The 11,929-nt window shown below is 71.3% G+C and carries 15 protein-coding genes; 9 read left to right on the forward strand and 6 right to left on the reverse strand.

What is annotated here, in order from left to right; genetic code table 11:
• Positions 1–16 precede the first annotated feature (16 nt).
• The 5 genes from A3CQ_RS0101780 to A3CQ_RS51070 all read left to right on the forward strand — a co-directional run bounded on the left by A3CQ_RS0101780 (position 17) and on the right by A3CQ_RS51070 (position 4,154).
• On the forward strand, positions 17–1,351 hold the full coding sequence (locus A3CQ_RS0101780; RefSeq protein WP_040431242.1) for an ABC transporter substrate-binding protein: 1,335 nt from the start codon (positions 17–19) through the stop codon (positions 1,349–1,351).
• A gap of 28 nt (positions 1,352–1,379) precedes the next feature.
• Positions 1,380–2,873, forward strand: coding sequence for a glycoside hydrolase family 36 protein (locus A3CQ_RS0101785; protein ID WP_020509196.1), 1,494 nt, complete (start codon positions 1,380–1,382; stop codon positions 2,871–2,873).
• Positions 2,874–2,937: 64 nt separating this feature from the next.
• The gene (locus tag A3CQ_RS56965) at positions 2,938–3,387 is read left to right on the forward strand and encodes an SRPBCC family protein (protein ID WP_020509197.1); all 450 of its coding nucleotides are present in this window, start codon (positions 2,938–2,940) and stop codon (positions 3,385–3,387) included.
• Positions 3,388–3,402: 15 nt separating this feature from the next.
• A complete protein-coding gene (locus A3CQ_RS0101800) occupies positions 3,403–3,747 on the forward strand; it encodes an ArsR/SmtB family transcription factor (RefSeq protein ID WP_020509198.1) in 345 nt (114 codons plus the stop codon).
• Positions 3,744–4,154, forward strand: coding sequence for an SRPBCC family protein (locus A3CQ_RS51070; protein ID WP_020509199.1), 411 nt, complete (start codon positions 3,744–3,746; stop codon positions 4,152–4,154). Before A3CQ_RS0101800 ends, A3CQ_RS51070 begins: the two co-directional genes overlap by 4 nt.
• A gap of 16 nt (positions 4,155–4,170) precedes the next feature.
• On the opposite strand, the gene A3CQ_RS0101810 is transcribed toward A3CQ_RS51070, so the two are convergent.
• The 3 genes from A3CQ_RS0101810 to A3CQ_RS0101820 form a co-directional block, all read right to left on the reverse strand.
• The gene (locus A3CQ_RS0101810; RefSeq protein ID WP_020509200.1) at positions 4,171–4,746 is read right to left on the reverse strand and encodes a DNA-3-methyladenine glycosylase I; all 576 of its coding nucleotides are present in this window, start codon (positions 4,744–4,746) and stop codon (positions 4,171–4,173) included.
• Between the two features lie 18 nt (positions 4,747–4,764).
• Positions 4,765–5,016 (reverse strand): hypothetical protein, encoded by a 252-nt coding sequence (locus tag A3CQ_RS0101815; RefSeq protein WP_020509201.1) that lies wholly within the window; start codon positions 5,014–5,016, stop codon positions 4,765–4,767.
• A 64-nt stretch (positions 5,017–5,080) separates the two neighbouring features.
• Positions 5,081–6,196: a serine hydrolase domain-containing protein gene (locus tag A3CQ_RS0101820; RefSeq protein WP_211216434.1), complete on the reverse strand. Its 1,116-nt coding sequence runs from the start codon at positions 6,194–6,196 to the stop codon at positions 5,081–5,083.
• Between the two features lie 113 nt (positions 6,197–6,309).
• Between A3CQ_RS0101820 and A3CQ_RS51075 the strand changes: the two genes are divergently transcribed.
• The 3 genes from A3CQ_RS51075 to A3CQ_RS0101835 are packed head-to-tail and all read left to right on the forward strand — an operon-like array spanning position 6,310 to position 8,789.
• Positions 6,310–7,518, forward strand: a complete 1,209-nt coding sequence (locus A3CQ_RS51075; RefSeq protein WP_020509203.1) for a sensor histidine kinase — start codon at positions 6,310–6,312, stop codon at positions 7,516–7,518.
• On the forward strand, positions 7,515–8,180 hold the full coding sequence (locus A3CQ_RS0101830; RefSeq protein ID WP_020509204.1) for a response regulator: 666 nt from the start codon (positions 7,515–7,517) through the stop codon (positions 8,178–8,180). The genes A3CQ_RS51075 and A3CQ_RS0101830 overlap by 4 nt, the downstream gene beginning before the upstream one ends.
• A gap of 15 nt (positions 8,181–8,195) precedes the next feature.
• A complete protein-coding gene (locus A3CQ_RS0101835) occupies positions 8,196–8,789 on the forward strand; it encodes a TetR family transcriptional regulator (protein ID WP_020509205.1) in 594 nt (197 codons plus the stop codon).
• A gap of 20 nt (positions 8,790–8,809) precedes the next feature.
• Here the strand turns inward: A3CQ_RS0101835 and A3CQ_RS0101840 are convergent, their stop codons facing one another.
• Together A3CQ_RS0101840 and A3CQ_RS0101845 are read right to left on the reverse strand one after the other, a co-directional pair.
• Complete coding sequence (locus A3CQ_RS0101840) at positions 8,810–9,574, reverse strand: SDR family NAD(P)-dependent oxidoreductase (RefSeq protein ID WP_157295173.1); 765 nt, start codon at positions 9,572–9,574, stop codon at positions 8,810–8,812.
• Between the two features lie 38 nt (positions 9,575–9,612).
• Positions 9,613–10,263 (reverse strand): flagellar brake protein, encoded by a 651-nt coding sequence (locus tag A3CQ_RS0101845; RefSeq protein ID WP_020509207.1) that lies wholly within the window; start codon positions 10,261–10,263, stop codon positions 9,613–9,615.
• A gap of 150 nt (positions 10,264–10,413) precedes the next feature.
• Here A3CQ_RS0101845 and A3CQ_RS0101850 point away from each other — a divergent pair, with 150 nt between their 5' ends.
• Positions 10,414–11,382 (forward strand): helix-turn-helix domain-containing protein, encoded by a 969-nt coding sequence (locus tag A3CQ_RS0101850; RefSeq protein ID WP_020509208.1) that lies wholly within the window; start codon positions 10,414–10,416, stop codon positions 11,380–11,382.
• Between the two features lie 19 nt (positions 11,383–11,401).
• On the opposite strand, the gene A3CQ_RS0101855 is transcribed toward A3CQ_RS0101850, so the two are convergent.
• A complete protein-coding gene (locus tag A3CQ_RS0101855; protein WP_020509209.1) occupies positions 11,402–11,845 on the reverse strand; it encodes a hypothetical protein in 444 nt (147 codons plus the stop codon).
• Positions 11,846–11,929: the final 84 nt, after the last annotated feature.

Below are 11,929 nucleotides of genomic sequence, written 5' to 3' on the forward strand. Positions count from 1 at the left end.
CGAAGGGAAAACTCCCGTGCTCCGTCGATCCTTGGCGGCGGCGCTGACCGCCGCTGCGCTCACCACGTCCCTGGTCGCCTGCTCCAACGGCGACTCCTCCGACAGCGGCGGGCCCGTCGCTCTCAACTACTGGCTCTGGGACGACAAGCAACTTCCCGCGTACCAGGCCTGCGCGGACGCGTTCACCAAGGCCAACCCGAACATCACCGTCAAGCTCAGCCAGACCGCCTGGGACCAGTACTGGCAGAACCTCACCACCCAGCTCGCCAGCGGCAGCGCGCCGGACGTCTGGACCGACCACGCGTCGTACTACGCCCAGTTCGTCACCAGCAACCAGATCCTCGACATCCAGCCGTACGTGGACAAGGACAAGGTCGACCTGAGCCAGTACCAGGCGGGCCTGGCCGACCTGTTCACCAAGGACGGCAAGCGGTACGGCCTGCCGAAGGACTGGGACACGATGGCGGTCGTCTACAACACCAAGCTCGTGAAGGACACCAGCGGACTGGACGCCCTCACCTGGAACCCCAGCGACGGCGGCACGTTCGAGAAGGCGATCGCGGCGGCCACCGTCGACGCCAACGGCAAGAACGGCCTCGACCCGGGCTTCGACTCCAAGCACGTGAAGGTGTACGGCTTCCTGCCCGAGTGGGCCGACGGTGCGCAGGGCCAGAACGGCTGGGGCGACCTCGCCGTGTCGAACGGGTTCACCTACCTCGACAAGAACCCGTGGGGCACGCACTACAACTACGACGACCCCAAGCTGGCCCAGACGATCGACTGGTTCAAGCACCTCATCGACGCCGGCTACGCCCCCAAGTTCGACAAGCAGTCCACGCTCAGCCGCGACGCGGTGATGGAGTCCGGCACCGGCGCGTTCACCATCGTCGGCTCCTGGACGATCGGCACCTACCTCGGTGACGGCGCCAAGCAGAAGTACGCGTTCGCGCCGCTGCCCACCGGCCCGGCCGGCCGCAAGACCGCCATCAACGGCCTGTCCGACGCCATCTACGCCGGCACCAAGCACCCGGCCGAGGCGTGGGCCTGGGTGAAGTTCCTCGGCTCGCCCGACTGCCAGAACATCGTCGGCGACAAGGCGGTCGTCTTCCCGGCCATCAAGTCCGGCACCGAGAAGGCCCTCGCCGCCCACAAGGCGGCCGGCCGGGACGTGCACGTCTTCACCGACGAGGCGACCGCCGCCGGCGGCACGTTCTTCCTGCCGATCACCGACCACGGCAACGAGGTCAGCCAGAGCGTGCAGGACGCCATCCAGTCCGTCGTGCTCGGCCAGGCGCCGACCGCCGACGCCCTCAAGAAGGCAAACGACGAGGTCAACGGCCTCCTCAAGTAACACCCGCTCGCTCACACCAAGGAGAATCATGGCTGAGCTCGTGCAGCTCGACGGACGTCCCTTCGCCCTTCAGCACTCCGGCGAGGGGACAGCACGGCCCGTACCCGGCGGCGTCCTGCTACCCCCGGGCCGCGTCGCGATCCTGCACGGGCTCGGCGATGCCTCCTTCTACCGCCACGGCCAGAACTCGTGGAGTCCCTGCGGGTGGCGGCGGCTGAGCGACCCGCCGCTGCGCGTCCCCCATCCGGAACGGCTGGTCACGGCGGACGATCCCGCCTTCGACGACCCGGCCCGCCATCACGGATCGGCGGTGGCGGCCCTGCGCGGCGACGACGGGCGGACGCTTCTGCTGGGCGCGCTCGGCCTGGACACGCCGCGGCTCGTCGCCGACCGCGACACTCTCACCGGGTGGTACGCCGGCGGCGGCGACGACTGGTTTCTGGCGTACGGGGACGAGCTGGAGGTCTTCCGGGCGTACGCGGACCGGCTGGCCGACCGGTTCGGCGCGGGCACCCGCCGGGCCGGCAACGTGTGGTGCAGCTGGTACGCCTACTACGAGAACATCACCGAGACCCAGCTGGCGAAGGACGTGGCCGACCTGGCCGGCCTGCCGTTCGACGTGGTGCAGATCGACGACGGCTGGGAGGAGCTGGTCGGCGACTGGCGGCCGAACGCGAAGTTCCCCAGCGGCATGCGGGCGCTGGCCGGCCGGATCGCCGACGCGGGTTTCACGCCCGGGCTGTGGCTGGCGCCGTTCATCGCGCTGCCCCATTCGCGGCTGGCGATCGAGCACCCCGAGCTGCTGCTGCGCGACGCGTCCGGGCGCCCGGTCGAGGCCGGCTACAACTGGGGCGGCGCGTACTACGCCCTCGATCTGGACCGTGCTGACGCGCGTACCCACGTGGCGTCTTTGATCCGGACGGTGGTCCACGAGTGGGGCTTCCGCTATCTGAAGCTCGACTTCATCAACGCGGCCGCGGCTCACCTGCCCGGCCGCGATCGCGAGCGGATCTATCGGGACGCCCTGCGCGTGGTCCGCGAGGCGGCCGGCGACGACGTCTACCTGCTCGGCTCCGGCGCGATCCTGATCCCGTCGCTGGGCCTGCTCGACGGCCTGCGCAGCGGCCCCGACGTGGCCCCGATGTGGGACAACTACGCCTCGATCGACCCGTCGGACGCCACCGCCCGCAACGCCGTCGTCAACAGCGTCCACCGCGTGTGGCAGTCCCCGCTCATCGAGGTGGATCCCGACGTCGTCTACTTCCGCAGCAAGCTCAACCTGCTGACCCCGCAGCAGTTGCAGTGGCTGCGCGACCTGGCCGACGTGTGCGGCTTCCGGGCCATCTCCGACCCGCCGAGCTGGCTGACCGCGCCGGAGCTCGAGGAGTTGCGCGACTACCTCGACGCGAAGCCGGTGATCCGCCAGTTGAGCCGGTACACCTTCAGCATCGACGGCCGCGAGGTCGACTTCGCCCCCGCGGTGTCCGGCGACACCGGCGCCCAGCTCTACCCGATCTCTTGACAAGCTCCAGATTCACAAGCAATATCTTGTACAAGGAATTGCTTGTATATCGAGGAGATGTGAGATGGAGACAACGACGGAGGACTTCACCGCGGTCCTCACCCTGCCCGCCCGCCCCGCGGCCGTGTCGCGGCTGTTCACCTCCGCCGACGGCGTCAGCCGATGGTGGGGGCCGACCGAGGGCGACGCGGCGGTCGGCGGCACGCTCGTCACCAGCTTCGGCGCGTACGGTGCCAACGCCATGCGCGTGCTCGAGGCCGGGCCGGGCCGGGTGGTCTGGGAGTCGATCGCGCCCGCCGAGGGCAAGGCCACCGCGCACACGCGGGAATGGCTCGGCACCCGGATGGAGTTCGACATCATCCCCGACGGCGAGGGAACGCGGCTGCGCTTCCGGCACGCCGGGATGACCCCCCGACTCGAGTGCTGGGACGCCTGCTTCGCCGCCTGGACACAATTCATGGCCAGCATCCAGGCCTTCGCCGAGACCGGCACGGGTACGCCGTTCGAGGGCTGAGGAAAGATGAGGGGCATGGCCGACCGACCCGACACGGACACGGACACGGTTCTGCGGGCACTCGCCGACCCGCACCGCCGGCAGATCCTGCGCCTCGTCCAGCACGCCGAGCTGCCGGCGGGCCGGATCGCGGCCTCCTTCACCCTCACCCAGCAGGCGGTCAGCCAGCACATCGGCGTGCTCAAGCAGGCCGGGCTGCTCACCGAGCGCCGCGAGGGCGCCCGCCGGCTGTACGCGCTGCACCACGAGTCGCTCGCCCCGGTCCGCGAGCTGCTCGCCGAGTTCTGGCCGGACGCCCTCAGCCGCCTGAAGAAGGCGGTCGAGACCGCCCATCCTCGCCCCGGAAAGGGTCAGGCGTGACCGCCGAGATCCGCGACGACGTCATCGTCGCGACCGAGCACATCAAGGCGCCGCCCGAGGTGGTGTTCCCGTACTTCACCGACCCCGCGCTCATCGTGACGTGGATCGGCGATCGCGCGGAGCTCGACCCGCGCCCGGGCGGGGTCTTCGCCCTCGACATGGGCGCGAGCCTCGCCCGCGGCGCCTACCTCACCGTCGAGCCGCCGTACCGCGTCGTGTTCAGCTGGGGCGTCCCCGGCGACGACACGCTGCCGCCCGGCGGCTCGACGGTCGAGGTGGTGCTGACCCCGGACGGCGACGACACCCTGGTCGTGCTCACCCATCGCGGTCTGCCTCCGGTCCACCTCCCCGGCCACCGCGAGGGCTGGGAGCGCCAGCTCGGCCATCTGCCGGCCGCCGCCGGCTGACACTCCGCCGGGGATGTCAGTGGTCGACCGCGCGGAAGCACCCGTGGAGGTGGTCGTTGACGATGCCGACGTTCTGCATGAACGCGTAGACGCTGGTGGGCCCGACGAAGCGGTATCCCTGCGCCTTCAGTTGCTTGGCGAACGCCTCGGCCGGCGCGGTCGCCTTGGGCAGGTCGGCGAGTGACCGGGGCGCGTGCTTGCGGTTGATCTCGTAGGACCGCGCGAGCGCGGCGAGATCGGGCACCGCGGACATCATCGCGCGAGCGTTGCCGATGGTTGCCGCGATCTTGGCACGGTTACGGATGATCGAGGCATCCTGTGCCAGCCGGTCGAGGTCGCGTTCGGTCATGGCGGCCACCTCGGAAACGTCGAATCCGCGGAATGCCGCCCGGAACGCGTCCCTCTTGCCGAACACGATCGACCAGCTCAGGCCCACCTGGAAAACGCCCAGGGTGAGCGACTCGAACATGGCGGACTCGTCGTAGGTCCGGGTGCCCCAGACCTCGTCGTGGTACCGGCCGAACGCGGTGTCCCCGGCTCCGGCCCAGGCGCAGCGTGGCTTCCCGTCGTATCCGATGATCACGTCGCTCATCGGGAACTCAGGTCCTGTTCACAGAAGGGCGGTCAGCGACACGTCCGGGCCGGCGGTCTCGAGGCCGAACTCGAGTTCCTCGCGGATGTCCTCGATCGTGTCGTCCTCGCCCAGCACCTCGGGCACGTCGTTGCTCAGCTCCAGCTGATCGAGCAGGTCGTATGCCTCGCCGAGCGTCGACGCGCCCATCTCCTGTGCCCAGCGCAGGGTGTTCCGGGCGCCGGCCGACGGGGCGAACTCCTCATCCCATGGGTTGCTCACCGGCCCCATCCAACCACCGGCAACCGTCCGACAACCGGCGCGACCGCTTCCGGGCGCGCCGGCCAAGATCCGGTCAGCCGCAGAAGGCGTCGTTCAGAAAGTCGTCGACGGCTTTGTCCGGGTCGCCGCGGAAGTTGGGCGTGAGCCCCAGCGTGGCCTGGCGGCGCCCGTCCTCGGTGGAGTACGACCAGGCCTGATAGGCGACCGCGTCACCGTCGTTGCCGTACACCCGCACGCCGCACGAGGTGTCCCGCCACCAGGCCAGTCCGAGGCCGTACCGTGCGCCGGCGACACCCGGCGTCTTCATCTCGCCGAGCAGGCGCGCCGGCAGGAGGCGTCCACCGAGCAGCGCGGCGAAGAACCGGTTGAGATCCCTCGTCGTCGAGATCATCCCGCCGGCCGCGCTCAGCAGCGACGGATTCATCTCCGTCAGGTCGGCCAGGCGGGTCTCGCCGTTCCGCTCCACCGGCGCGTAGCCGTGCGGATGCGGCCCGGGGATCACCGGCGACGTTCCGGGCACCGACGTGCCGCTCAGCCCCAGCGGCCGGATGATGCGGCGATCGATCTCCTGGCCGTACGACCGTCCGGACGCCTTCCCGATGATCTGGGCGAGCAGCAGGTAGCCGGTGTTCGAGTAGGCGAAGGCCGAGCCCGGCGGTTCGAACGTCGCCGGGTTCGCCACCGCACGCGCCACGAGCCCGGCGGGGGTCCAGGTCCGCCACCGGCCGGCCACGAACTCCGGCGCGGGCGGCAACTGGAAGGTGTGCAGATAGTCGTACAGCCCGCTGGTGTGGTTGAGCAGCTCGCGCACGGTGATGCGGTCACCGTCCGGGACGGCCCCGGGCAGCCACGCCCCGACCGTGTCGGTGAGTCGAAGCCGGCCCTCGCCGACCAGCTGCAGCGCGACGGTGGCCACGAACGTCTTGGTGATGCTGCCCGCCCGGAACCGGCCGTCGACCGGGACCGCCCGGGTCGTGCCCAGCTCGGCGGCGCCCGCGGCGGCTCGCCAGGTGCCGTGCTCGTCGCGGACCTCGGCCAGCGCACCGACGGCGCCGGCGGCGACGATGTCGTCCAGCCGGCTCCGCAGCCCGGCCCGGTCCGGGGCGGCGGCGACAGCGGCCGGCACCGAGAGAACCGCCAGGGCCGCCGTCGCACTCATCAGTGGGCGGAGAAGAGTCATCAGATTCATGCGATCGAGCGTGGGCCTTCGCCAACGGCCGGCGCGTCCCTCGCGGGTAGGGGGCCGGATACCTCTCCCGTCGGGTGTCGGGCGAGGGCCGGCCTCGGTAACGTCGCCGCGTGATGGCGCGCTCGGGATCGAACCGCGGGCCGGTGCCCACCAAGCTCTGGTGGTGGCTGGGCACGGGCCTGCCCGCGCTCGCACTGGCGTTCTTCAACGTGGCGGTGGCCGCCTCGGAGCTCGGCGTGCCGCCGGCGGCCGCGTTCCTGGCCGGCATCGGGCAGAGTGCCGCGCTGGTGCTGATCCTGGTCCGGCCGCGGGCGGCGACCGTGCTGCAGTTCTCGGCCGTCGCCGTGTTCGCCGTGGCCATCCCGCCCGGCTCGGGACCGACCTGGCCGTTGACGGTGCTGGGCATGATCGCGCTGGTCGCCCACGTCGGGCTGGTGACCGTCCGGACCACCCGGCGGGCGGCGCTGACAGTCTGGTGCGCGAGCCTGCTGCTGCTCGTCCTGCTGGTGCTGGTCGATCCGCGCGGCCGGTCCGTCTCGGACGCCCTGCCGATCACGACCGTCTACCTTCTTCTCTCCACCGTCGTGGTCGGTCTCGCGCTGGCGGTCCGCCGCTGGCGGGAGATCCGCGGGGAGCTCGCCGGCGCGCGGCGCGACGTCGAGGCCGAGCAGAGCCGACGGGCGGTCGCCGAGGAGCGCACCCGGATCGCGCGCGAACTGCACGACGTCGTCGCGCACAGCATGTCGGTGATCCACATGCAGGCCACGTCGGCGTCGTACCGGATCAAGAACCTGGACCCGGAGGCGAAGGCCGAGTTCGGACGGATAGCCGCCGGCGCTCGGTCGACGTTGGGCGAGATGCGGCAACTGCTGGCGGTGCTGCGCGACGAGAACGCGGACGCGGAGCTGGCTCCGGTGCCCGGCCTCGGCCGGCTGGCGGAACTGGTCGAGTCGGCCGGGCGCGCGGGGGTGCCGGTCGAGGTGCGCGAGGCCGACGCCGTGCGGGCGGCGGCCGTTCCGGAGAGCGTCGCGCTGGCCGCGTACCGGATCGCCCAGGAATCGCTGAGCAACGTCATCCGGCACGCGCCCGGCGCCCGTACGACCATCTGTCTTGATCTTGAAGGTTCTGATCTTGTCTTGTCCGTCGTGAACGACGCCGCGACCCGGCCGGCCCCTTCGATGGAGGCACCCGGCCGGTCCCGTCACGGACTGCCGGGGATGCGCGAGCGAGCCCGGCTGGCGGGGGGATCATTGGAGACCGGCGCACGCGGCGAGGGCGGCTATCGGGTCGCGGCGCGACTGCCGATCGGGGGCCGGGCGTGATCCGCACGTTGATCGTGGACGACCAGTCGATGATCCGGGTGGGGATCCGGGCGATCCTCGAGTCGCAGGACGATATCACCGTCGTCGGCGAGGCGGAGAACGGGCAGCTCGGCGTCGAACGGTGCCGCGCCCTGCGCCCCGATGTCGTGCTGATGGACGTCCGGATGCCGGTGCTGGACGGACTGGCGGCGACGAGGGCCCTGCTCGGGCCGGAGCGCACCGAGGGGCACCCGCCGCGCGTGCTGATGCTGACGACCTTCGACCTCGACGACTACATCTATGCCGCGCTGCGGGCGGGCGCCAGCGGGTTCCTGCTCAAGGACAGCGAGCCCGAGGAGCTGATCCGGGCCGTGCGGGTGGTCGCCGGCGGCGACGCGCTGCTCGCGCCGAGCATCACCCGCCGGCTCATCGAGAGCTTCGTCGAGGCGAGGCCGCGGGAGCCGGCCGGCGCCGCCGCGCTCAACGGGCTCACCGACCGGGAGCGGGAGGTGCTGCGGCTGATGGCGCGGGGCCTGTCCAACGCCGAGATAGCCGCGTCGCTGTTCATCGCCGAGCAGACCACCAAAACCCACGTGAGCCGGATCCTGCAGAAACTGGGACTGCGCGACCGGGTCCAGGCCGTGGTCTTCGGCTACGAGACCGGCCTCGTCAAGCCGGGCTGACCTACAGTGACTGGCGTGAACACGCGGCAGCTGCGCAAGGAGGAGACGCGGGCGCGGATCGCCGCCGCGGCGCTGGAGTTGTTCGCGGAACGCGGCTTCGAGCGGGTGTCGGTCGCCGAGGTCGCCGCGGCCGCCGGAGTGACCGAGAAGACGGTGTTCAACCACTTCGCCACGAAGGAGGACCTGGTCTACTTCGAGGACCAGGCCTTCGAGGACGCCCTGCTCGGGGCGGTGCGGGACCGTGGCGCCGGCACGCCGGTGCTGGTCGCTCTCCGGGGGTTCTTTCTTGAGGCGTACGCGCGTGGGGCCCAGCGCCGGGCGACCACGCTGGCCGAGCTGCTCGCCTCGAGTGCGGCGCTGCGGGTGCGGGAGCGGGAGATCCTGGCCCGGTACGCCGACCGGCTCGCGGAGGAACTCGGCGCCCGGCCCGGCGATCTGCGGCCGGCGGTGGTCGCGACGGCGGTCATCGGGGTGCATCAGGCGGTGATCGCGGGGTACCGGGAGGGGCTGCTCGCTCGCGAACCGGCCGCGGCGCTGGACCGGCGGATGCTGGCGGCGGCCGGCGAGGCGTTCGACCTGCTCGCCGACGGCCTCGCCGGGTTCGGGTAGGCAGGCCGCGGCCGGACGGCTCAGGCGAAGGTCGGCGTTCCGGCCAGCAGGCCGCCGTCGATGACGAGCGTGCTTCCGGTGACGAAGGCCGCGTCCTCACCGCACATCCAGCGGATGGTGGCCGCGACCTCGTCGACGGTGCCGAGCCGGTGCACGGGAACCGTCCGGCGGACGTGCTCGCGGGCGGCGGCCCCGGCCCGCTCCAGCTGCTCGGTGTGGATGGGGCCGGGGGCGATCGCATTGACCCGCACGCCGTCCGCGGCATAGTCGAGGGCGGCGACCTCGGTCAGGCCGATCAGCGCGCGCTTCGCGGCGACGTACCCGGCCAGGCCGGAGATCGACCGGAGGCCGGCGGTCGACGCGACGTTGACGATGACGCCCCCGCCCGCCGTGATCATCGCGGGGATCTCATTGCGCATCGACAGGTACGTGCCCCGCACGGTCACGGCGAGGGCCTGCTCGAACTCCTCGGGCGGGGTCTCGGCGAGCGGCCGCGGCCGTGACCCGTGGGCGGCGGCCGCGTTGACCGCGACGTCCAGCCGGCCGAACTCGGCGATCGCGCGCCCGACCATGGCCTCGGTCGCGGCGACCTCGCTGACGTCGGCCGGGAACGCGATCGCCGCTCCCCCGGCCGCGGCGATCTCCTTCCGTACGGCGTCGAGGCGCTGCTCATCACGCGCGACCAGGACCACCGATGCCCCGGCCGCGGCGAATGCTCGTGCCGTGGCCGCACCGATCCCTCGGCTCGCGCCGGTCACCAGGACAACCCGGGTCATCGACTTCATTACAGTGACTGTAACGAAGTCGAGGACCAAAGGAAAGGTCAGGCGGCTTCCCGGTGGAGGCGGCGCTCGTTGATCTCCCAGGCCATCACGTAGAGGCGGATCATCTGGGCCATGCTCTCCGGCGTGTCGAAGGTGAGCACGACGTGCCGGCCGGGGTCACCGTGCGGGGCCTCGCGGACGGTCAGGATCGTGCCGCTCAGCTCGACCTCGCCCGACGTGCCGAGCCGGACGGCGGCCCGCAGGGCGTCACCGGGGGCCAGTGCCACCGGCTCGTCGATCCAGCAGCGCAGACCGCCCTCGCTGATGTCGAGGAGGGCCCCCTCGATCGCGTGGTCATCGGTCGCGAGACGGACGGCGGCACCGCCACCGCCCCGGACGTACTCGCGGCGGTTGTTCTGGCGCGGAGCGTCGGTGGCGGTGAGCGTCCAGCGGTACGGCGACTCGTCGGAGATGGCGATCAGGCGGGTGGCGAGCACGATGCGGGTGCTCGGCGGCACCCAGAAGACGTCGAGCTCCCGGCCCGGCGTGGGGGTGGCCGGGCCGGCGGTCTCCAGCGGCGCGGCGACCGTGAAGGTGTCGCCGTCGACCGACACCAGACGGGATCGGAAGTTCACGCCGTCGCCGAGGACGAGGAACATCGGCGTGCCGACGGCGGGGAGCTCGGTGGCGACGGAAGCCGAGACGATCATGTTGAAGGCACCTCGCGGAAGGGGGGATCCGGTCGAGTGCCTTATTCGGCCGGCAGTGCGGAAGCGTGAGCATTGTGGTTGCGATCCGGGAGTGATCCAGGTCTCGCCGGCGGGGTGGCCCGCTCCGGCTCCCCGGGAGAGCATGAGGCCATGGACGTGGTCAGCACCGACGGGGTCCCCGCCGAGGAGCGGTTCGCCTACTGGCGCGAGGTGAACGCGAAACTCGACCTGCCCTACGACCTACGCTGCGAGCCTCGGGCGCAGAGCGGGTTCGGGGCGAGCGTCGGTTTCAGCGCATTCGGCCCGGTGCAGACGGCGCTGGCGACCATGGCGCCGCACTCGACCCACCGCACGACCCGGCTCATCCGCCAGGCCGACCCCGGAATGCTCGAGGTGGGCTGCACCGTGCGCGGCCGCGGCACGGTGACCCAGGACGGCCGGCGCGCGGAGGTGTGCTCCGGAGATCTGGTTCTGCTCGACACGTCCCGGCCGTACGAGGTCGAGCACGCACCGGAGGCCGCGGTCAGCCGGGTGCTGCTGCTGCGCTTCGCACGCTCGCAGCTGCCGTTGCCGCCGAAGGAGCTGCGTCATCTGACCGCCGTACGCATCCCGGGCGATCGGGGCCTCGGCACGCTCCCGTCGCTGGTGCTGTTGCAGCTGGCCCGGCAGCTGCCCGAGCTGAGCCCGTCGGACACGTCCCGGCTGTCGACCCTGGTCGTCGACGTCCTGACCACGGCGCTCGGCCACGCGCTGGAGACCCGGAGCGCGGTGCCGCCGCACAGCCGGCAGCGGACGCTCAAGACCCAGGTGTACGCCTTCATCCAGCACAACCTGGGCGACGAGCGCCTGACCCCGGAGGCGATCGCCGCCGCTCACCACATCTCGCTGCGCTACCTGCACAAGCTGTTCCAGCAGGAGGGGCACACTGTCGCCGGCTACATCCGCGGCCGCCGCCTGGAGCAGTGCCGGCACGACATCGCCGACCCCGGGCTGGCCGCGAGCCCGATCCACGAGCTCGCGGCCCGCTGGGGATTCCCCAGCTCCGCACATTTCAGCCGGGTGTTCCGCGGCGCGTACGGCCTTTCCCCGGCGCAGTTCCGCCGGCAGAGCGCTCCCTAGGGCGGCGGAATCCGAAACCTCAGAAATGCGGGTCGAGAGCGCTGCCCCACGTGTACCAACCGTCGGACGGCAACCGGAAGTAGCAGGTGATCTGGTAGGCCCACCCGTGGGTCTTCTCGGTCAGATAGCTGTCGTGCCGGTAGTAGCCGTTCTGGTAACTCCCGGGCCAGAGCTGGTCGGTCCAGATGTACGTTCCCGCGAGAATGTGCCCGGTGAAGTTCTGGCAAGTGCCGATCGCGGCCGGGTCGACGTACGTGTACCACCCGTACGTGCCGTCCCAGAGGGTGATCTCGCGCCGCACCATCGACATGGGCATGGTGTTGGTCGGAGCGGCGGTCAGCCATTGGTTCTTCAGGTTGTACGCCGTGGGGGCCTCGGCGTACGCCGGCCCTTCGACCGCGGACACGACGAGGGCGACGACCACCGCCGCGATCAGGCCGAGCTTCTTGAATGCGAGGCGCATGAATACCTCTTTCTCCGGAATTGCGGGCCGCGGCATGTCACCGCAAAGCCTGCCCGCACCGCCCGGAGAAAGCGTTGCCGGTGC

The organism is Paractinoplanes globisporus DSM 43857 (genome assembly GCF_000379645.1).
GTDB lineage: Bacteria > Actinomycetota > Actinomycetes > Mycobacteriales > Micromonosporaceae > Actinoplanes > Actinoplanes globisporus.

Excerpts from the sequence above, each read along its gene's own strand:
- A3CQ_RS0101810 (WP_020509200.1), bottom strand. The coding sequence starts at position 4,746 with ATGAGCGACGTGATCATCGGATACGACGGGAAGCCACGCTGCGCCTGG.
- A3CQ_RS0101855 (WP_020509209.1), bottom strand. The coding sequence starts at position 11,845 with ATGCGCCTCGCATTCAAGAAGCTCGGCCTGATCGCGGCGGTGGTCGTC.
- A3CQ_RS0101815 (WP_020509201.1), bottom strand. The coding sequence starts at position 5,016 with ATGGGGCCGGTGAGCAACCCATGGGATGAGGAGTTCGCCCCGTCGGCC.
- A3CQ_RS0101840 (WP_157295173.1), bottom strand. The coding sequence starts at position 9,574 with ATGAAGTCGATGACCCGGGTTGTCCTGGTGACCGGCGCGAGCCGAGGG.
- A3CQ_RS0101850 (WP_020509208.1), top strand. The coding sequence starts at position 10,414 with ATGGACGTGGTCAGCACCGACGGGGTCCCCGCCGAGGAGCGGTTCGCC.
- A3CQ_RS56965 (WP_020509197.1), top strand. The coding sequence starts at position 2,938 with ATGGAGACAACGACGGAGGACTTCACCGCGGTCCTCACCCTGCCCGCC.
- A3CQ_RS51075 (WP_020509203.1), top strand. The coding sequence starts at position 6,310 with ATGGCGCGCTCGGGATCGAACCGCGGGCCGGTGCCCACCAAGCTCTGG.
- A3CQ_RS0101785 (WP_020509196.1), top strand. The coding sequence starts at position 1,380 with ATGGCTGAGCTCGTGCAGCTCGACGGACGTCCCTTCGCCCTTCAGCAC.
- A3CQ_RS0101845 (WP_020509207.1), bottom strand. The coding sequence starts at position 10,263 with ATGATCGTCTCGGCTTCCGTCGCCACCGAGCTCCCCGCCGTCGGCACG.
- A3CQ_RS0101800 (WP_020509198.1), top strand. The coding sequence starts at position 3,403 with ATGGCCGACCGACCCGACACGGACACGGACACGGTTCTGCGGGCACTC.
- A3CQ_RS0101820 (WP_211216434.1), bottom strand. The coding sequence starts at position 6,196 with ATGAATCTGATGACTCTTCTCCGCCCACTGATGAGTGCGACGGCGGCC.